Origin of the sequence: Paenibacillus pseudetheri, assembly GCF_924513355.1 — a bacterium.
In the GTDB taxonomy this organism is placed as follows: domain Bacteria; phylum Bacillota; class Bacilli; order Paenibacillales; family Paenibacillaceae; genus Paenibacillus_AQ; species Paenibacillus_AQ pseudetheri.
Genome location: NZ_CAKMAB010000002.1, coordinates 245,758 through 265,515 on the forward strand (window position 1 = coordinate 245,758; position 19,758 = coordinate 265,515).

Sequence of the window (19,758 nt, forward strand, 5' to 3'; positions counted from 1 at the left end):
TCCACCTAGGCTTTAACCCAATTCTCCAAGCAAGCATATACTGATGCCATAGAAACTACTGGCACGCCGAAAATAAACCATGACCTTACCACTATCGGCGTACGGGCTGGAGGGAAATCCGTGCTAAACATCATCCACGCCTCTTCTGCAGAGACGCCCGCTTCACTACAAAACCATTTCGAGATTTTTCGTGAGCACACCATTGGAATTCGGCATCAGATCACCACACCCTATGGTAGACAGCCACTGCTGTACGCCGATTGGACCGCAAGCGGACGCTTATATGAACCGATTGAACGGAAGCTGCAGGAAGCCTTCGGTCCATATGTTAGCAATCCACATACAGACTCCAACACGACCGGATTAACCATGACACTGGCTTATAATGAAGCGCGGCAAATTATTAAAAAGCATGTAAATGCTGGCCCACAGGACATCCTGCTCTTCTGCGGAAATGGAACAACAGGAGCCGTAAACAAGCTGCAGCGCATCATGGGCTTAAGGCTCCCTGAATGGCTTCAGGACTATAGCTCCCATTCGATGAAGGAACGTCCTGTGATCTTCACCAGCCATATGGAGCATCATTCCAATATCCTTCCCTGGCAGGAGGGGATTGGTGATGTTGTGACTGTTCCTCCCGGAGAAAATGGAAATATAGATCTTCAGCAGCTTGAAGCCCAGTTGAAATTGTATCAGCATCGCCGCTGGAAAATCGGTTCATTTACGGCTTGCTCCAATGTGACCGGAATTCAGACTCCCTATCAGAAGCTTGCCGCGATTATGCACCGTCACGGAGGCCTATGTTTTGTAGATTTTGCTGCCAGCGCTCCCTATGAGCCTATCGATATGCATCCTGTCTCACCGCTGGAGAAGCTGGATGCAATCTTTTTTTCTCCGCATAAATTTCTGGGTGGACCGGGCACGAATGGCGTTCTAATCTTTGATGAGGCTCTAAGTAATGGACGTATTCCTGACGAACCGGGTGGAGGTACAGTGGCTTGGGTCAATCCTTGGGGAGGACGCCGCTACACCAATGAAATAGAGATGCGGGAAGACGGGGGAACGCCGGGGTTTCTGCAAGCTTTTCGGACGGCACTTTGCGTGAAGCTGAAGGAACAGATGAATGGAAACGGTCAATATATGGTGATTAGAGAGCACGAGCTATGCCAGCAATTAATGAACGGGCTCTGTAGCATACCCGAATGCTCACTGCTAGCTGGACACCATACAGAACGTCATGGCATTGTCTCTTTTACACTACGTGATATTCATTATAATCTTGCAGTTCAACTACTGAATGATCGCTTTGGTATACAAGCCCGGGGTGGTTGCTCTTGTGCAGGTCCTTATGGGCATTACTTACTTGAATTAGGGTGGGCGCAATCTGCTCAGATCGCTGAGGCAATTACTGTAGGAGACCAGTCGCTTAGACCGGGTTGGATCCGCATCTCTCTACACCCCATTATGACGAATCAGGAGGTAGAGAGAATTGTATCCGCAGTACGAAATATCGCGATCCATTTCCAGCAATGGAAACAGGACTATTTTTATGATGCTTCCACGAACAGTTGGACCCATATCTACAATGAGGATCCCGCTGAGGCGAAGGTTAAGGAGCTTTTTTCGGTGTAGTTTCCAGCTTATTGTGTAGTGTCCTTCACCATGTCCAGATCGGCAGCACTAGCGTTGGAGATAACTTGTTCTATATTTTTGCAACCTGGAATTACACTGGTTACTGCGGGATGCTGAAGGCACCACGCCAAAGCCCACTGCGCCATATCGAGTCCAGAAGGGACTTCGTTGGTAGCAATTTCAGCTACAGCGCGCAGCTGTTTTTGCCTTACATCCTCTTTATGGTTAGCACGCACATCACCCTGACCAAATACCGCATCCGGCTTGTACTTGCCGCTTAAATAACCACTCGCTAACGGAACACGCGCCAGCACACCTAATTTATGCTCGATGCAGAGCGGAAGAATCTCTTCCTCAGGTTGACGATCCAGCCGATTATATACTACTTGTATGGCCTCTGCTTGCACATCCGCTGCTGCAGAGGTCTGATGTACACCAGAGCCCGATGCACTAATCGAGACACCTAAATGACGGATTTTCCCTGCCTGCTTCTGTCTATCGAGCATACTCCACAGCTTATCATTGTCGAATTGCTCATCGGTTCCGGAATGGAATTGATAGAGGTCGATGTACTCTGTCTGAAGCGCCCGTAGGGAATCATCCAGCTGCTTCAGCACATCCTCAGCACGCCATAGCTGTTCCCGCTGCAAATGTCCCTGAAAATGATGACCAAATTTCGTAGCTACAATCCAGTCCTCACGTTTCCGGCGAGCCAGATAACCCCCGATGAACTTCTCTGACAAGTGATCTCCATAACATTCTGCCGTATCAATCAGGTTAATACCGAGCTCTCCAGCCTTATCCAGCATGGCATCGACTTCAACTTGAGTGAAATCCTTGCCCCACTCTCCACCGAACTGCCAAGTACCCAAGCCGATCACCGATACATTCATCCCTGTACTGCCAAGTTTACGATATTTCATCAACATTTCCTCCTTCGTTCTATCAAAATAGTCCTTACACAGCGCTAAGCAATCTTTTTCCCTTCCTGTGCTGTTCTAGCGAACCGCGCTTCGATGGCTTTGACTCCCCATAACGACAGTCCAATAAACAAGACAACATAGATAATCTCCCACGGTTGGCGGATGAAGCGTTCCAAATCGTTGCCAATGTATGAAACTGCGAATACCATGATCGCTTTGCCCACAGTGAGCGCAAGGAGATACGAACGAAACCTCATCCCGGCAAGACCGGCAGCCATATTAATTACAACGAAGGGGCCCACCGGGAATATACTAAGCAGAAAAACATAGCTGAATCCGCTTTGGCGCACCCATGTCATGCTTTTGGCTACTTTGGGCCGCTCCGCCCATTTTCGCAGATAACGATGAGAGGCCACTTTGCGAATAATCCAAAATGTAGTCACACAACCCGCAACCAAGCCGATCCAAGAATACAAAAAACCTAACCATAACCCATATACTGCCCCATTTAACCCTACGATCGCAATCGTTGGTAGTGGTGGTATAAATGATTTCATAAACGTCAATGCGATACCCGGAAAGGGCCCAAACGAACGATATTGTTCAAGCAGATGCCGCAGATTATCCTCTGTCAGCCAAGACATAATATCAAGAAAGTACATAACCAGCTGATCTCCTCATCCGATTGGAATTCTTAACACCTGGTCTCAATTATACACGAAGTTGCGAGCATTCCTACAGCTCTTCCAATATAAAGAAAACAAGCTAGAACTACACGAATGACAGTAGGTAAACACTCAGTTACCATAGATAGAAAATACATATGAGATAGGGTTGCGTGAGTAAGGCTAGCCTAAGGAAAAGATCAACTTCATTATTACGAGACTTTATTACGAGACTTCAAGACATCTATATTGACAGTACACCGATTGATAGTAAGATGAGAGTTGATGGAAATAAAATGAATTTATGGGGGCGTTATTTGTTGAAGAGATTGTCGATTCTAGCAATGATATGCGTTTTGATTTTTTCTGTAGGTCTTATTCCTGCTCCAGCGTCAGCGGCTTCTAAGGGATCGCACATTTTTGTGGATGGGATGCCACTAAATTCGAGATCTGTGAGCAAAAACGGAGTTTCGTTCGTGCCTTTCCGAGAATTATTTGAGAAGCTTAAAATGAGTATAGACTATAACCCAAAACTGAAACAAGTTACGGGCACCAAAGGCGATTTGAAAATAACTTTTACTATTGGTAGCACAACAGCATACGTAAATGGTCAGAAAAAAACGCTGCAGGCGGCGCCGTTTGCTCAGAATGGCACAACGTTAATTCCGGTTCGTATCGTTGGTGAAGCAACCGGAAACGCCGTTTATTATTCAGCAGCAGCAGATGTGATTCAAATTAATAGCCCTTCTTTTAAAGGTGCCTCTTATACCATTGACGGCATCCCGATCTTATTCAATGCCAATGGAACTGTCTTGTTTGGTCCCAACGCATTAAAAGACATGAATCTACAAAAGGAATTAGCTGAGAACGATGCCATTAAAAATTTCACAGCTAACGCTCCCAAAATTCGTATTGTCGGAGTACCTCCAACACAAGAACAATCCAAAGATCCCGGCTATAAAGGATACCCTGATTATTTTGACGCCAATTATGTAACCGCAGCCGGAAACAAGGAAACATTGCCTCCGCTTATGAGCGAAGGTTGGATTTCATTATCTATGCTCTCCGAAATTGAAAAAGTCATTAATCTTGGAAATAGTGATTCCAACACAATTAGCATAGGTAAATATGCTGAGATGGACCTCGTAAGATATAATATCGTTATGACAGATGAATACAAAAAAGCAAAAACAGGCCAATTCACGTTAAGCGACATACGTGTAAAGAAATATAAGGGCACTATGTATCTTAACATTGAAGATTTACAGACCGTTGGCCTCATCGAGCCTAATTAAACTAGCTTGTTAGTTAGTTCAATAATTCAGGGAAAAGGCCATCCTGCAAAAGGATGGCCTTTAAAATTTTCATTGACGTTGTTTTGCCACATCCTGAAGGTCCGAGCAGTGAGACGAACTCCCCCTTTGCAATATCAAGACTCACCTGATGCAGTGCAAGCACTTCCGCAGCTTCTGCCCTATAGCGCATTTCAACATTTTCCAGCTGAATTTCAGGAATATTTGTCGCGAGTAATGACATCCTCAGCCCCCCCTTATCAAAATAAGCTATGCAATTAATGTTAATAACCTGACTCATTAGAGTGTGTCGAGTTAAAATCTCCTGTTGTGTAGTATTAACTAACATGTTACGCGCTGCTAACTGGACTCTCATTAGACAATTAGTAAAATAGCTCCCGCTAAATCACGTCATTTTGTCTAGGAGCCATTTATTCGAGTTTCAAATGAAGTGATTTTTAAATATTTGTAGATATGTGGTAATATTTATCCATATCTTTCCTCGGCAGGAGACAATAGACCCATGGGATCTGTAATTTCGAATTATATTGTTATTGTGGCTATATCTGGTGTCCTGAGCGTTTTACTAGCCCTTTTCGCCTATTATAAAAAAACGGATTTTTTAGGAATTAGAGCCTTTGTTATAAGCTCCTTCACTTCCGCGATTTATACCTTCGGCTTCGCACTAGAACTGTCGGGGAAAACGCTGGAGGAAATGAGTTTTTGGATTAAAGTAGAGTATCTGGGGATGCCTTTTATAGCGCCCGCCAGCCTTATTATGGTGATGCATTTCGTGGGGCTGGAGAGTCTAATTAAAAAGGGCATGCGAGCAGCGCTGTACATAATACCTTTCATCACAACACTGATGGTGTGGACCAATGATTACCACCACTTTTTCTATAAATCCATTTATTTGCGGGACAACACGCCCTCCCCACTCGTTGATGTAGTGATGGGACCTTGGTATATCGTTCACGGCAGCTTTACCTTTGGCTGTCTACTGGCAGCTATCTGCCTTATGTTATGGCAGTGGAACCGGATGAAACGGGTATACCGGAGACAAATCGTTACCATTCTAATTGGACTAAGCCTTCCAACGTTAGGCTCTTTTTTATATTTGATGGGCCTGACTCCCTACGGGATGGATCCCGTCCCCGTCATTATGAGTATCACTTCCACGCTATATATTTGGGCCATCCTGTCGAGAGGCATGTTAACAGCTGCGCCTATCGCCCGTGAGAATTTGTTCGAAAGCATGCGAGACGGGGTGCTTGTCACCGATCGTTCGGACATGCTCGTCGATTACAATCGCGCAGCCGCGGATATGATAGAAGGACTTAATTCCTCGGCGATTGGTAAACCGCTGGCTCAACTGTTTCTTAATGCCGGCAAAGATGCCTTGTCCTATGTTATGGATGCAGAGCCGCTGCTACGCGAAGAACGGGAAGTTGCTTGGATCAAAGGAGACGAGATTTGTTACTATCAAATTCGATCCTCTCCCGTACAGAAACAAGGAGGATACTTAGCAGGACAAATGATCATGCTGATTGACGTAACTGAACGAATACTGCTTCAAGATAAGCTGCGTCAATTGGCTACGATGGATAGTCTGACGGGGATCTATAACCGTACCTATTTTTTGGAGCTGAGCCGAGGGCTTCTTGTTCAGGCCGCGAGCAATCGGAGTTCATTATCGATTATTTTGCTGGATGTAGACTTCTTCAAAAGCATTAATGATCGATTCGGACATCAATATGGAGATCAAGCCCTTCAGCACATTGTTCAGGTCTGCAGTAGACACCTTCGGGAGGGAGATCTCTTTGGCCGTTACGGTGGCGAGGAATTTGTAATCTGTCTACCAAATACATCACTAAAGCAAGCCGCACAACGCTGTGAAACTATCCGTGCAGACATTGAACAAAGTGTCTTATATACGCTCATCGGGTCCATTAACGTGACTGCCAGCTTCGGAGTAGTAGAAGCCCTAAGTCCTGAAGCCACTCTAGAAGAGCTGCTGTCAGAGGCTGACCATGCTCTGTACAGTTCCAAACGAAACGGACGCAATGCTGTCCACCTCTCCCAGAGGTCAGAAATCACACTTTTCAAGCCTATATAAATAGCATCTTTGTCCCTCCCAGCGCATTCATCGGCCGGTCTTATTTTTCATAGTCTGTTTTTAAGTTTAATAAAAGTTATCTGAAAATCTAATCAGAGTATAGAAAAAATTCGCTTTATGGACATGGAGGCGCTAGAAATAATGAGGAACCATACAATGATGCAATTTTTTGAATGGAATGTTGCTGCGGACGGCAAACACTGGGATCGACTAAAAGAAACAGCTCCCGCACTAAAGGCCGTAGGCATTGATTCTGTTTGGGTACCTCCTGTGACAAAGGCCGTCTCCGCCGACGATACAGGTTATGGGGTGTATGACCTATACGATCTGGGCGAATATGACCAAAAAGGCACGGTACGCACCAAATATGGCACCAAGCAAGCACTGATTGATGCCATTTCGGAATGTCAAAAAAACGGCATTGCCGTGTACGTTGATTTGGTCATGAATCATAAAGCAGGGGCGGATGAAAAGGAAGTCTTCCAGGTGATCGAGGTCGACCCCAATGACCGGATGAAAGAAATCTCAAAGCCTTTCGAGATTGAGGGCTGGACTAAATTCACCTTCCCCGGCCGTGGGGATGAACACTCTTCCTTTAAATGGAATTACAATCACTTTAACGGCACTGACTTTGACGCCAAATTGGGGCGAACAGGTGTATTCCGTATCGCAGGCGAGAATAAAACATGGAACCAGAATGTTGACGACGAGTTCGGCAACTACGATTATCTAATGTTCGCAAATATTGATTACAGTCATCCAGAAGTCAAAAAAGAAATGATCCAATGGGGAAAATGGCTGGTGGACACGCTCCACTGCAGTGGCTTTCGTTTAGATGCCATCAAGCATATCAACCATGAGTTTGTGAAAGAATTCGCGGTAGAAATGTTTAATAAATGTGAGAAGGATTTCTATATCGTGGGTGAGTTCTGGAATTCGGATTTAGAATCCTGCCGACAATTTCTAAATACCGTCGATTATAAGATCGACCTCTTCGATGTCTCCCTTCACTACAAACTGCATTCAGCTTCCTTGGGGGGCAGAAACTTTGATTTAACCAAAATTCTAGATGACACACTGGTGCAGACCCATCCCACCAATGCCGTAACATTCGTGGACAATCATGATTCTCAGCCTCATGAGGCTCTGGAATCGTGGGTAGATGATTGGTTTAAGCAAAGTGCTTATGCGCTTATCCTGCTGCGACGCGATGGTTATCCGGTTCTGTTTTATGGCGATTATTATGGAATTGAGGGACCTACACCCATTGCAGGCAAAAAAGCGGCGATTGATCCGCTGCTATACACCCGCTATCACAAGTCTTATGGTGAACAGAAGGATTATTTCGATCATCCTAACACGATTGGCTGGACACGGCTCGGCGTGAAAGACATCGAACGCTCCGGTTGCGCGGTTGTGATTAGTAACGGTGAGAACGGTCAGAAAAGAATGTTCGTAGGGGAACAACGCGCTGGTGAAGTATGGGTAGATTTCACTCATAATCACAAGGCGACTATAACGATTGAAAAAGATGGCTGGGCGACCTTCCCGGTCAACGGTGGTAGCGTATCTGTCTGGGCTCTGCCTGATGAAAAAGTCGACGAAAAATAAGGATTCGCATTACCTCTCAAAAAAAAGATGTCCAGAGCCATTATGGCTTTGGACACCTCCTCTAGTTGTTTCAATGTATACAGAGACTACAGCTCTATTCCTCCGCCTTTGGATGGCGGGATACTAATCTCACCAGATCGAGCGTTAAGATCGGCAATGCTATGGAAGCCGGATAAGCCAAGTAACGCGGTTCCCACTCTGGGCTGAACTTTTCTTTATACCGGCGAAGTCCGACAAAGCCGTACCAATGCCCCCCTCTTTTAAATACGAGATGAGCCAGCTTCTCCTCTTTCAAGGCCCCAGCATTCTCACCCACACTGGACAGCGGAGCATTACCTAGATTAAATCGATGATATCCCTTAGATTTCGCCCATTCTAGCAAACGAACAAATAAATAATCCATCGTTCCGTTTGGCACATTCTTTCGATGACGCATCAAATCAATCGATAGGGTCATACCCTGATCATACCCGTGTGCAATCGAAGCAAATGCCAGTATCGTCCCTTTGGCATTCCGCAGGAGCACGATTGGAGCCAGCTGCAGATAGGCCTCGTTAAACCAACCCAGCGAATACCCTTTTTCGGTGCGTCCATTCAACCATTCGTCCGAAACGGATCGCAACTCTCGTAACAAATCTTCAACGTGAGGTGCTTCTACAACTTCGAATGCATATCCTTCCCGTTCAAATCGGTTGCATACGCTTCGCAAATCACTGTTCTTTTTGCCACTGAGTGTAAAGGTATCGAGCGTTACTAATGCCTCTTCCCCCAGCTTAAAAAAGCGATATCCCTGCTCATGATAGATCGATAAGAAATCAGGTGTGGCCTGATAAAAAACTACAACCAGACCGTACTTATCTGCAGCTTGTCTAAATTCACTGATTGCCTCATTCATGAGACTTCTCTCTCCCAATGGATCACCAAGGACTACAAGCTTATCCCTAACCCTGGCGAAGGCGAGCAATACCTTGCTCTCTTGCGCCCAGAAGAAGCTTTTGTCACCCAAAAACAGCATATGGGTTAAGGCATTGCCTTGAACTTCGCCTAGGAAGCTTTTCAGCCTTGCCATATCAAAATTTCCGAATAACTCCTCCGGTTTACGATGGGGTCTAAGGGTGATCAGCAAAGTAAGAATGATCCAAGAGAAAGCTAGTCCCCCTACGGCTGTAAAAGCAACATGACTATGCCGCTGTAGCCACTCTGGCTGTACACCGGGTGGGAGATGCTTCAGAAATCCACGATGGGCATAGCTGCCCAATAGATAGTAGCTTAGGGCAATTACAGAAGTAAGCGCAAGCCACCAAATCGTACTCTGTCTGCTAACGGGAGCACTGATCCGGTAGAACCGAGATCTGGAGATCCACAGAATGAGTGCAACGAGGAGCAGAAACAGTGCCTCTTCATAATCAAAGCCTTTAGCCACCGCAAACACAGACCCAGAAAATAATAAAATGCTGGTCCAGATGTACGCGCTACGAATCCGTAATGTTATGCCTCTCGACAACAAAATGAGCATAAAGCCAATAAGAACAGATAAATGATGTGAGAGCTGCATGATCGAGAATGACAATATTTCCTCTGTAATCTTCAGCCGGTACAACAATCCGGGTGTAGCTGTTGATAGTAAGAGAATAAGCCCGCTAGCTAATACAAGCTTGCCTAGAGCCCACACACCAAGATCGCTCAGAAAGGTATACTGACCCGGCCAACCCCAGATCTTCTGCCAAATGTTAAGAGAGGGTTCAAACCCTGGAGCTGAACGATCTTGACCCTTTTTTCCCTGCAGACCAAATTCCAGTGCAGCCAGCACCAATCCGATCAGCCATGGAATGAGATAATAGAACAATCTAAAAATAACAAGCACTGCCATGGCTTGATCACTTTTGAATCCAAGCTGCGTAAGACCCAGCAATGCAATAAGGTCAAAAGCACCGATACCACCAGGCGCCATACTCAAGATGCCTGCGATAGCAGCAATCGTAAAAATGCCGAATATGACTGAAAAATGAACCTCGTGCAAGAGATGGCTACTGATTGTCCAAAACGTTACGCCAGCAAAACTCCATTCCAGAAAGGAAGCACCCACAGAGGCAACTACTGTAAGCCAGGGTGTTCTACCTTGTCCCCGATTAATCCACTTTGCATAAAGAGCAGAGCGCTGTACAAACACAAAAAACGGCAAATAAAGCGCCATCCCCCATACCGCAAATAGTAACCAATGATGCTCTTCCAGCAATGCCGTGGCCGGGAGTAAGCCAAAAATATTTGCCCAAGAAAGTAAAGATAACCCGGTAATCATGAGCGGTGATAGAAATACGATTGCCGGCGTCAGGACGGAAGTTGACACTCCGCTTTTTTTGTACATCAACGTCCTTAAACCCACTCCAGCCAGACCTGCAAAACCAATTAAATTATTAAATGTATTAGCTATCCAAGCATAACGGAAGGTGTCCCACAGCCCTACTTTTAAACGAAAATGTGCTCGTATCAAATAATCATAAGCACTCATTACAGCTACTGCGAGAAGTGCAAATCCGATCATTTGCAAAACGGCAGATGTAGGCACTCTTCTTAGCTCACGCATAATAAGTCCTAAATGAACCTGCTTCAGCTCATGTTGCCCCTCCCAATACACCAGCGCTATGATAGCTACTGGAAAGAGAGCTCTCACCGCCCGAATCCGATAGATGGATAAGAACAGCCTTACTATTTTGAATCTTTCTAATGTTTGTTGTTTTGATTGCATTAGGCCACCTACCCTTACCGCCGACACACGTTGTGCTAGACAATTTTTACAACCATTTCATTATAACAATTATTGGAATAAAATACCCATGATAATCAACACCTACTACATTAGACTGCCAGCACAGCCCTAATCCCTGCAATAGTTAAGGAATGTTAATGAAATTCTATTTAGCTAAAGAACATTGAGACTGTAGTTTACACATAAAATTGCACAACAAAAAGGACATCCCTCACGGCAAAGGATGTCCTCTCTGTTATGTAGCACGGTTCTAACCAGCGTTCATACTCGAATATCAAACCTGCCTTTACTATCCGTTGTTGCGGTAGCTATCTCTTGCGGACTTGCTGCAGCAAGCGCATTGTTCGCAGGTTTGGCAGGTGCCTCTACAACACTGCTAGCGGAGGAAGCACTGCTCTGAGACTTCTGCGAGATTTGTGCCTCAATGGTCTTGATCTGTTGCTCAATTTGCTTCGTCTTCGTTTCCTTGGTCTTGTCATCGTCTGAGCTGGCATCAATCTTGTCTAGTTCAGCTTCCAGCTTCGCTCTTTGTTTCTCAAGCGCACTGGTATCTGTAGTGCTTGATGTCGAGGTAGAATACGATGTGGATCCTGAGACTGCTGACAAGGATAGACTACTAGGAGCTTGCTTTTCCTCGTCTAACAAGCAGCATATAAGAAAGAATCGAGAGAAGTCCTGTGCATGCTATCACAATCGCCATTGGAAGTGCTGATTCAACTCCCCCAAGACCCACAAGTGGCGCTACACTGCTACCTAGCAGCAGGGGAATTAATCCGATTAACGCCGAGGCACTGCCTGCCGATTCACCTTGATCTTGCATCGCCAATGAGAAGCTGGTCGCTCCGACGATCCCCACACTGGAGACAACTGCAAATAGACAGATCAGAATAGGGATCAGCCCTCCTCCTACTAGAATCGTCAGTAGTAGTAAGAGGCCTCCCGTCGTACAGAGCAATAGTCCACTAAGTAGCAATTTAGTCTCACTTACCTTGCCAGCAAGTCTGCCGGCAATTTGGCCTGTAATAATAATTCCAATCCCATTCACAGCAAAGATCAGACTGTATACCTGCGGTGTAACTGCAAAAATATTTTGCAATACAAAAGAAGAACCTGAGATATAAGCAAACATAGATGCCATAACAAAACCTTGAGACAAGGCATAACCCATAAACTTACGATTGCCAAGCAATACCCGGAAGGTAAGCAGCGTACCCTTCAGTCCACTCTTAGAGCGTCGCTCCTTCGGAAGTGTCTCCGGCAAGCGCAATAAAATGGTTAGGCAAAAGATAATTCCGGCAGCAAATAAGACTAAGAATATCCCCTGCCATGTAGTTACTCTTAGCAGTTGGCCCCCAATAACCGGAGCTAATATCGGTCCGAGACCATTCACAATCATCAATAGTGAGAAGAACTTCGTGAGTTCAGAGCCACTATATAAATCACGAACAGCCGCTCTAGAGACAACCACACCTACTGAACCAGCAAGCCCCTGAATAAACCGCAAAGCTACCAGCAGTCCAATCGAAGGACTAAAAGCACACAGCACTGAAGATATGGCATAGATAAACATTCCTATAAGCAGCGGACGGCGACGGCCATACACATCACTCAGCGGTCCAGCTACCAACTGACCTGAAGCTAGTCCCAGCAAAAAGAAGGTCAGACTAAGCTGTACTAGAGCAGCAGTCGTACCGAAATCTGCGACAAGTGTAGGCAGTGCCGGCAAATACATATCAATCGACAACGGGCCGATCGTTGTAATAGAGCCAAGAATCACGGCGAGCTGCAATCTCTGCTTCCGTGAAGGGCCATCTGCGGCAAGCTTATTCCCATTTTGAATTCCAATCATGATCCTTACTTCAACCTTTCTAAAACAACCCGTGGGCCTTTTTTTGTATTCTTCATACTAACGTAAAGGAAGTGAATTGATCAATCCTAATATGAAGGGTTACAGGGGCCTGTATAACAAGAATAACCGCCATTCGGCGGTTATTCTGATTGTTTCATGCATTTGTAGATGTGCTGCGTATCTGCAACCAATCTCTAGCGGCTTCAGCTTCAGCAACACTCAGACGATGGCCTTGATTGCCCCAGTGTGTTGTAACCTCTGCGCCCGCTTTCTGCAAAATACTCTCCAGATCCTCAGTCTCCGAAGAAGCTATAAGCGGATCATTTGTACCTGCTCCAATGAAGATAGACGCCCCATCAAGAGAAGGAAGCTCTACATTCCGCAGCGGCACCATCGGATGCAGTAGAATTGCGGCGCGGAAAACATCCTTATAGTGGAACAGCAAGCTACCGGCAATGTTTGCACCGTTGGAGTAACCCACGGCTACCAGATTGTTAGCATCGAATCCGTGCTGCGCTGCGGCATCGCCTAGAAACTGCTTAATCTCGTGAGTACGGAAGATTAGATCGGCTTCATCGAACACCCCTTCAGCCAGCCGTCGGAAGAACCGCGGCATACCGTTCTCCAGTACATTCCCTCTGATGCCCAGCACCGAGGAATCGGGAGATAACAACCCAGCAAGCGGTAGCAAGTCTTGCTCATTGCCTCCCGTACCGTGGAATAATACAAGCGTGGGCTTCGTTACATCTTTACCTTTATGAAATACATGAATCATCCCTGCTTCACCTCAATTTCTCTTATCTGAATAGGACTTAAGTTTTCTTCGATAACCGCACGATGCGGTTCATACCAAGATGGCAGCATCAACTTTTCACCCAGAGCATCCGGTGCCTCATCTCGAGCAAAGCCTGGAGGGTCTGTAGCGATCTCGAAGAGGATTCCCCCTCTTTCACGGAAATAGATCGCATTGAAGTATTGGCGGTCTTGAACCGGTGTCGGATGATGTCCATGACTCTGCACATGATGCCCCCATTCCAGCTGTTCAGAATCATCTTTTGCACGCCAAGCGATATGGTGAACCGTACCTGCACCTCCTACACCTAGCGGGATTGGCGTTGTCTTCAGATCAATAATATTACCCAAATCGCCAGTAGTTCTATAACGGCTATATCCATCTCCATCCGCGATATGCTCCATTCCCATCGTATGGACAAGCGTTTCTGCCGTTTGTAGCGGATTGTTGCTATAGAGCACAGCGCCGCCGAACCCTTTGATCGCATGTTCAGTAGGAACCCCTCCGAAAGACCACTTGCTAAGCGGTCCTTCCTCACGTTCCACGAGTTCAATGCGCAAACCGTCATAGTCAGCAAAGGATAAATAAGATTCCGAGATTCTTTGCTTAAGAGTAACCGGAATTTGATATGCCGCAAGACGCTGTTCCCAGAATGTCAGAGAGCCCACTGGTACTGCGTAAATCGTTACACCGACCTGTCCAGCACCGATTCTACCTTTACGCCCTACGGGAGATGGAAAGAATGTAATAATCGTCCCCGGCGCACCCTGTTCGTTCCCAAAATATAAATGATAAACTTCCGGAGCATCAAAGTTAATCGTTTTCTTCACCAGCCGTAGTCCTAAAATACCGGCGTAAAAATCAACGTTACGCTGAGCATCTCCAACAAAAGCGGTAATATGATGGATTCCTGCAGTTTGAAGTGTCATAATGATAAACCCCCTTCTTAGTTAAAAATCAATGCATCCAGAGAAATCGAACCTGGCCCTGTAAGTGCTATACCTGCAGCGACTACCAGTACCGTAAGCGGAAACTCAATTCCGTTCGAAGTAGACCAGAAGCCATTTGGAGCGTGAACCTTAATGATAGCCCCCAGCATAGTGGCAACAATCAACACCGCTGCAACAGGCGTCAGAAGGCCTGCCGCGAACATGAATCCGCCTACCAGCTCCATTAGTCCTGCTAATACCGCCATAGTAACCCCCGGTTTAATGCCGATGGATTCCATCCAGCCACCTGTACCCTTCGGGCCGTAACCACCAAACCATCCAAACAACTTTTGGGCACCATGCCCTATAAACGCAATCCCGATCACTAATCTCATCAATAATATTCCTACACTTATCATTGTTAATCCACTCCAATTTTCTTTGATTTAATTATCTTAACATTAAGATATATGATAAAAATTTTTATCTTTCAGTGGTAAGAAGCAGCGAACTGCTTCTGACCTTATAATAAAACCTTGATGCGATATTTCAGCGCTCCTACACACCTTTGCCTAGCTTCTTCAGTAATTCAATCGCCTGACCCTTCTCATCATTATCCAGTCCACGCATCAAATCATGAATCGAAGCCACATGACGCGGGAAAATCTTATCGAACAGCTCACGCCCTGCATCCGTAATCTCCGCATAGGTCACGCGTCTGTCCTCGCTACACGGCACACGTTTCAGCAGACCTTTCTTCTCCAGCTTGTCGATATTATAGGTGATGCTTCCACTCGTAACGAGAATCTTCTCCCCGATCTGTTGTAGTGGAATACGGGTCCGGTGATACAGCACCTCAAGCACCATGAACTCGGCAGATGCCAGCCCATAACTCTTCATATCCTTCACAGCTTGATCCATCAAGCTTCTGTAAGCCTTAGATAATACAACAAATAACTTTAAAGAAGACGCCTGATCCATCTCCGTAGTATTCTCTGTATTACGAACATTCTCTTCGGTATTACTCATCATTTCCACCTCCAGTTTGACAGCGATGTTGTTCAATATAAAGTGAATATCTTTACATTAAATATCTTTAAGTTAAGATAACTATACTTCCTCACACTACCTTTGTCAACCTCACCACTCAAAAAAGATAACATAAGGTGCTTAACGAGCTGTTAATGTTCTTTCTACGACTTTTTAAGAGCGTGATGAAAATCACTCTAAGTTTGACCTGACCCTTAAAACGGCGTATTCTTGTCTTTACGAATGACTATTTAGTAAGCGATTTCACATCTCTCAAAGGAGGCAACCTGATGGTGGAGGAACAAGCTGGTGCGCGGCGCGTGCTGATCGTAACAGCCGTAGCCGCAGAGCGAGACGCGGTCCTGCGCGGCCTACAAGGCAGCGACAGGTTCCATGTGATTGCTGCCGGCGCAGGTACGGCAGCAGCGGCGGCGGGAACCGCCGCGGCACTCGCAGCCGGTTCTTACGGCTGCGTAATCAGCGCCGGGATCGGCGGCGGGTTCCCGGGGGTGGCACCTTTAGGCTCGCTGGTCATTGCCAGCGAGATGATTGCCGCCGACCTCGGGGCCGAGACGCCGGAGGGCTTCCGCAGCGCTGCCGAGCTTGGCTTCGGCAGCGTGTCCGTGCCGGCTGACCGCGGCACGGTACAGGCGGTTTCGGCCGCGCTGGCAGCGGCCGGACTGACCGTAAGCACGGGGACCGTGCTTACGGTCTCGACGGCGACCGGCACCGCGGAGACGGCCGCCGCCCTTATCGCGCGGCATCAAGGTGCCGTCGCGGAAGCGATGGAAGGCCACGGAGTTGCCGTGGCCGCTGAGGCGCTGGGGCTCCCGGTACTGGAGCTCCGTGCCATTTCGAACCCGGTCGGTCCCCGCGACCGGGCCGCCTGGAAGATCGGCGATGCAATGGAAGCATTAACGGCGGCAGCCGCTATACTATTGGAGGTGCTGTAATGACAACTGAGCTTAATATCGCTTTTTCCCCTTGCCCTAACGATACCTTTGTATTCCATGCCTGGGCACACGGGCTTGTTCCGAATGCACCACAACTTAATGTAACCTATGCCGACATTGATATTACCAACACGCTTGCTGCTAACGGAGAAGGCCCTGAAGTCCTTAAAATCTCCTATGCCGCTCTACCATGGGTTCTTGAGCATTACAAACTGCTGCCATGTGGCGGTGCACTGGGTCGTGGCTGCGGTCCATTGCTTCTTACGGCAAGTGGCCCGACTGCAATCAAACGTCCCGAGAAGCTTGCCGGACGCCGGATTGCGGTGCCAAGCGAGCGTTCTACAGCTTATTTACTCTTCAGATTATGGGCAGCACAGCATATAACAGGGGACATTGGCGAAATCGTCGTCATGCCTTTCGATGAGATCATGCCTGCCGTACGCGATGGACATATCGATGCCGGATTGGTGATTCACGAAGCCCGCTTTACTTACGCGTCTTATGGTCTTAATATGCTGACTGACCTTGGCAGCTGGTGGGAGAGCGATACCGGATTGCCGATTCCACTCGGCGCGATCATTGCTCGCCGCGATCTGGATGCCAATGCCATCACTGGCTGGATTCGCAGCTCTCTTCAATATGCGTGGGATCATCCTACCGATTCTAGAGACTATGTGCTTAGCCACGCTCAAGAGCTGGCTCCAGAAGTGGCTAAATCACACATTGATCTCTATGTGAACGACTTCTCGATGAATCTAGGCGATGACGGCTACGCTGCAATCACCGCCTTACTAAATCGTGCTGCAGCAGAAGGACTTGTACCTGCCATCGATCCTGCATTACTTCGGTAACATTTGCTAGACGTTCTTAGCGCACTTAAAACTAGACATAACCCACAATCCCCGGTACACCATAAGGTGTCCTCCGGGGATTTTTGTTTAAAATATAAGAAAGTATAAGTTTCACACCATACTTTATGTCTTATATTTCTCGCTTAAACGCTTGCCGTCCTTATAAGGACGCCGAAGGTATTTATGCTTGTTCTGAGTAACATTCCCCGTGATTCCTTTCGATCCATTATTTGGCATAGTGAAGCGATGGCTATACAATAGACCTATAAATAGGTTCTATGAAGGAGGATCACATGATACCTGAAAACAATAGCAAGCAAAACATCGATCGATTTCTCGGCTTTCAAGAGGACTATGACCGCTACCGTCCTGAAGCTCCTGCCATGATCATCAAGCTGCTGACCGACTACTTGAGCGGCACACCTTCAGTCGTCGCAGATATAGGCTGCGGCACGGGCTTGTCTACTTTTCTGTGGAAGGATGTCGCGGACAACGTAATTGGCATTGAACCGAATCCAGATATGCTGGGAAAAGCAATCGATAAATTAAGTCGAATTGAAGATCCCCAATCTATCACTTTTGTACAAGGTTATTCTAACCAGCTTCCACTTGCAGTGGACAGCGTAGACATAGTGACCTGCTCGCAATCATTCCACTGGATGGATCCTGAAAGCACACTTCGAGAAGTCTCCAGGGTCTTAAGAACAGGTGGCGTCTTTGCTACCTACGATTGCGACTGGCCTCTCCCCCTTCAACAGAAGGTAGAAGAACGTTACAACCAACTGATCTCCAAATCCGAGGAACTGCTCGCCTCACTCTTACCTGATGCTGAGAGAGCACATAAATGGGACAAAGAAGGGCATTTGTCACGAATTCAGGCTAGTGGAGCTTTCTCTTTTGCAAGAGAGATCGTATTTCATAATCTTGAATCCTGCGATGCGCAGCGCTATGTAGGACTCGCTTTAAGTCAAGGCGGAATACGAACCGTGTTGAAACAGGACGCTACCTTGCTCGATCAGGACATTGCAGATTTCAGCGCTGCAGTTGAAGACCATTTTCAAGGACGCACCTTAGAGGTACTGATCAGCTACCGAATGAGAATCGGCATCAAATAATCTCTACCCATAACGCAAAAACGCCCCGATTCTCCCCTTAGGAGGAAGGTCGGAGCGTTTTCTTATTTTATTTGACTTCTTCCATGAACAAATTTAGGTTCTCAACGATTTCCTTAGATCTGGAATGGTGTAAATAATGTCCGCCCTCGAACGTCATCACTTTTCCATGCACAGATTCCTTAACTTGCCCTTCATGCAGAGGAATCCAATCTTTCACGGTTGTATTATTCGCTTGTATAAAGAATATAATGGGAAGATTCTTGTCAAATTTCAACCCTCTGGCTGCGACAAAGTTAGGATATATATGTTCCATTTCATTTAAGGTAGTGGAATTATTCATATTTTTGAGCGATATCAATTTCATTTGTTTTTTGGTCTCATCATCAAATGGCAGTCCATCATAAGGGTCACCGCTTAATTGCAATCCCAATCTAAAGATACCTGAGTCTTTGAGCAGCTTTAATTTTTTTATCGGGAATTTAACATCCATACCACCTTGCTCAGGAACACTACTATCAACCCCTACAAATGCACTCACTTCGTTTGGATATTTCTTCGCATATTCCAATCCGTAAATACCTCCAATGGAGTGACCCATTAGAATATATTGGTCAATGTTTAGATTCTGTACGGCTTCATGAACCTCACTTATGATATTCGCTGTAGTTCGTTCCTTATCGGTCTCATCACTTAATCCATACCCAAACGGCTCAACCGCGACCACTTTGTAAAATGGTGATAACTCATCAATCAACGGCTTAAAATCAAGTGCTGGCGCTCCAGTTCCAAAGCCCGGGATAAGCACAATAGTCTGCTTCCCTTGTCCTTGGATCAAAACATTCATACTTTTTCCGTCAACAGGAACTAACTGACCATATTGATGTATTTTTTTCTGATCTGTTTTGTTGCTAATCACATTAACTGTATAAACAACGGCTAGAAAAAGCACGATCAAAATCACGATTGCTCCTAATATTTTTAGCAACAAGTTACGTACTTTATGTTTCTTCTTTCCATTCTCCGTTTTTATTACCTCTGTTTGTGTCACCCTCATCTTCTCCTGTCCTAATCTATTTATTAAATCGCCTAACGTTTCGCTAATGAGATCTTAACTAACGAAGATGTACTCCTCATGACGACAATATGAATTAAGTATGAACAGGCAAAAAAATACTACGGCAGCGCAAGCAAGAAATCTTACCTGTGCTGCCGTAGCTTGAACAATGAGGTACG

At 46.2% G+C, this 19,758-nt stretch carries 18 protein-coding genes; 7 read left to right on the forward strand and 11 right to left on the reverse strand.

The genetic code is table 11. The annotated features are described in order from the left end of the window. The first annotated feature begins 120 nt into the window (after positions 1-120). On the forward strand, positions 121-1,632 hold the full coding sequence (locus L1028_RS02525) for an aminotransferase class V-fold PLP-dependent enzyme (protein ID WP_234530924.1): 1,512 nt from the start codon (positions 121-123) through the stop codon (positions 1,630-1,632). An 8-nt stretch (positions 1,633-1,640) separates the two neighbouring features. On the opposite strand, the gene L1028_RS02530 is transcribed toward L1028_RS02525, so the two are convergent. Together L1028_RS02530 and L1028_RS02535 are read right to left on the reverse strand one after the other, a co-directional pair. Next, entirely contained in the window at positions 1,641-2,555 is a 915-nt protein-coding gene (locus L1028_RS02530; RefSeq protein ID WP_234530926.1) for an aldo/keto reductase, read from the reverse strand. A gap of 44 nt (positions 2,556-2,599) precedes the next feature. Next, positions 2,600-3,217 (reverse strand): TVP38/TMEM64 family protein, encoded by a 618-nt coding sequence (locus L1028_RS02535; RefSeq protein WP_234530928.1) that lies wholly within the window; start codon positions 3,215-3,217, stop codon positions 2,600-2,602. Between the two features lie 299 nt (positions 3,218-3,516). On the opposite strand from L1028_RS02535, the gene L1028_RS02540 reads away from it, so the two are divergent. Next, positions 3,517-4,515 (forward strand): copper amine oxidase N-terminal domain-containing protein, encoded by a 999-nt coding sequence (locus tag L1028_RS02540; RefSeq protein ID WP_234530930.1) that lies wholly within the window; start codon positions 3,517-3,519, stop codon positions 4,513-4,515. Between the two features lie 13 nt (positions 4,516-4,528). On the opposite strand, the gene L1028_RS02545 is transcribed toward L1028_RS02540, so the two are convergent. Further along, positions 4,529-4,756 (reverse strand): ATP-binding cassette domain-containing protein, encoded by a 228-nt coding sequence (locus L1028_RS02545; protein ID WP_234530943.1) that lies wholly within the window; start codon positions 4,754-4,756, stop codon positions 4,529-4,531. A 279-nt stretch (positions 4,757-5,035) separates the two neighbouring features. On the opposite strand from L1028_RS02545, the gene L1028_RS02550 reads away from it, so the two are divergent. Then, positions 5,036-6,628, forward strand: coding sequence for a histidine kinase N-terminal 7TM domain-containing diguanylate cyclase (locus tag L1028_RS02550; RefSeq protein WP_234530979.1), 1,593 nt, complete (start codon positions 5,036-5,038; stop codon positions 6,626-6,628). A gap of 138 nt (positions 6,629-6,766) precedes the next feature. Then, the gene (locus L1028_RS02555; protein WP_234531157.1) at positions 6,767-8,239 is read left to right on the forward strand and encodes an alpha-amylase; all 1,473 of its coding nucleotides are present in this window, start codon (positions 6,767-6,769) and stop codon (positions 8,237-8,239) included. 94 nt (positions 8,240-8,333) lie between these two features. Here the strand turns inward: L1028_RS02555 and mprF are convergent, their stop codons facing one another. From mprF to L1028_RS02590, 7 genes are all read right to left on the reverse strand, one after another. Next, positions 8,334-10,985: a bifunctional lysylphosphatidylglycerol flippase/synthetase MprF gene (mprF, locus tag L1028_RS02560; protein WP_234530981.1), complete on the reverse strand. Its 2,652-nt coding sequence runs from the start codon at positions 10,983-10,985 to the stop codon at positions 8,334-8,336. A 282-nt stretch (positions 10,986-11,267) separates the two neighbouring features. After that, positions 11,268-11,612 carry a FlxA-like family protein gene (locus L1028_RS02565; RefSeq protein ID WP_234530983.1) on the reverse strand — a complete coding sequence of 115 codons (345 nt, stop codon included), beginning with the start codon at positions 11,610-11,612 and terminating at the stop codon, positions 11,268-11,270. A gap of 10 nt (positions 11,613-11,622) precedes the next feature. Further along, positions 11,623-12,855, reverse strand: a complete 1,233-nt coding sequence (locus L1028_RS02570) for a multidrug effflux MFS transporter (protein ID WP_234530985.1) — start codon at positions 12,853-12,855, stop codon at positions 11,623-11,625. Between the two features lie 154 nt (positions 12,856-13,009). After that, entirely contained in the window at positions 13,010-13,630 is a 621-nt protein-coding gene (locus L1028_RS02575; RefSeq protein WP_234530987.1) for an alpha/beta hydrolase, read from the reverse strand. Next, positions 13,627-14,577, reverse strand: a complete 951-nt coding sequence (locus L1028_RS02580) for a ring-cleaving dioxygenase (protein ID WP_234530990.1) — start codon at positions 14,575-14,577, stop codon at positions 13,627-13,629. Before L1028_RS02580 ends, L1028_RS02575 begins: the two co-directional genes overlap by 4 nt. A 17-nt stretch (positions 14,578-14,594) precedes the next feature. Then, the gene (locus tag L1028_RS02585) at positions 14,595-14,996 is read right to left on the reverse strand and encodes a DoxX family protein (protein ID WP_042192683.1); all 402 of its coding nucleotides are present in this window, start codon (positions 14,994-14,996) and stop codon (positions 14,595-14,597) included. Between the two features lie 139 nt (positions 14,997-15,135). Then, positions 15,136-15,606 (reverse strand): MarR family winged helix-turn-helix transcriptional regulator, encoded by a 471-nt coding sequence (locus L1028_RS02590; protein ID WP_423803004.1) that lies wholly within the window; start codon positions 15,604-15,606, stop codon positions 15,136-15,138. 290 nt (positions 15,607-15,896) lie between these two features. On the opposite strand from L1028_RS02590, the gene L1028_RS02595 reads away from it, so the two are divergent. The 3 genes from L1028_RS02595 (at position 15,897) to L1028_RS02605 (ending at position 18,525) form a co-directional block, all read left to right on the forward strand. Continuing rightward, complete coding sequence (locus L1028_RS02595; protein WP_234530992.1) at positions 15,897-16,559, forward strand: futalosine hydrolase; 663 nt, start codon at positions 15,897-15,899, stop codon at positions 16,557-16,559. Further along, positions 16,559-17,410, forward strand: a complete 852-nt coding sequence (locus tag L1028_RS02600; protein ID WP_234530995.1) for a 1,4-dihydroxy-6-naphtoate synthase — start codon at positions 16,559-16,561, stop codon at positions 17,408-17,410. Before L1028_RS02595 ends, L1028_RS02600 begins: the two co-directional genes overlap by 1 nt. Positions 17,411-17,703: 293 nt before the next feature. Beyond that, the gene (locus tag L1028_RS02605; RefSeq protein WP_234530997.1) at positions 17,704-18,525 is read left to right on the forward strand and encodes a class I SAM-dependent methyltransferase; all 822 of its coding nucleotides are present in this window, start codon (positions 17,704-17,706) and stop codon (positions 18,523-18,525) included. 67 nt (positions 18,526-18,592) lie between these two features. On the opposite strand, the gene L1028_RS02610 is transcribed toward L1028_RS02605, so the two are convergent. Then, positions 18,593-19,573 carry an alpha/beta hydrolase gene (locus L1028_RS02610; RefSeq protein WP_234531008.1) on the reverse strand — a complete coding sequence of 327 codons (981 nt, stop codon included), beginning with the start codon at positions 19,571-19,573 and terminating at the stop codon, positions 18,593-18,595. Between the last annotated feature and the right edge of the window lie 185 nt (positions 19,574-19,758).

Bases quoted from the DNA above. Each gene is read 5' to 3' on its own strand.
- L1028_RS02545 (WP_234530943.1), bottom strand. From the start codon at position 4,756: ATGTCATTACTCGCGACAAATATTCCTGAAATTCAGCTGGAAAATGTT.
- L1028_RS02575 (WP_234530987.1), bottom strand. From the start codon at position 13,630: ATGATTCATGTATTTCATAAAGGTAAAGATGTAACGAAGCCCACGCTT.
- L1028_RS02595 (WP_234530992.1), top strand. From the start codon at position 15,897: ATGGTGGAGGAACAAGCTGGTGCGCGGCGCGTGCTGATCGTAACAGCC.
- L1028_RS02590 (WP_423803004.1), bottom strand. From the start codon at position 15,606: ATGAGTAATACCGAAGAGAATGTTCGTAATACAGAGAATACTACGGAG.
- L1028_RS02550 (WP_234530979.1), top strand. From the start codon at position 5,036: ATGGGATCTGTAATTTCGAATTATATTGTTATTGTGGCTATATCTGGT.
- L1028_RS02530 (WP_234530926.1), bottom strand. From the start codon at position 2,555: ATGAAATATCGTAAACTTGGCAGTACAGGGATGAATGTATCGGTGATC.
- L1028_RS02535 (WP_234530928.1), bottom strand. From the start codon at position 3,217: ATGTACTTTCTTGATATTATGTCTTGGCTGACAGAGGATAATCTGCGG.
- L1028_RS02605 (WP_234530997.1), top strand. From the start codon at position 17,704: ATGATACCTGAAAACAATAGCAAGCAAAACATCGATCGATTTCTCGGC.
- L1028_RS02585 (WP_042192683.1), bottom strand. From the start codon at position 14,996: ATGATAAGTGTAGGAATATTATTGATGAGATTAGTGATCGGGATTGCG.
- L1028_RS02570 (WP_234530985.1), bottom strand. From the start codon at position 12,855: ATGATTGGAATTCAAAATGGGAATAAGCTTGCCGCAGATGGCCCTTCA.
- mprF (WP_234530981.1), bottom strand. From the start codon at position 10,985: ATGCAATCAAAACAACAAACATTAGAAAGATTCAAAATAGTAAGGCTG.
- L1028_RS02580 (WP_234530990.1), bottom strand. From the start codon at position 14,577: ATGACACTTCAAACTGCAGGAATCCATCATATTACCGCTTTTGTTGGA.
- L1028_RS02600 (WP_234530995.1), top strand. From the start codon at position 16,559: ATGACAACTGAGCTTAATATCGCTTTTTCCCCTTGCCCTAACGATACC.
- L1028_RS02540 (WP_234530930.1), top strand. From the start codon at position 3,517: ATGAATTTATGGGGGCGTTATTTGTTGAAGAGATTGTCGATTCTAGCA.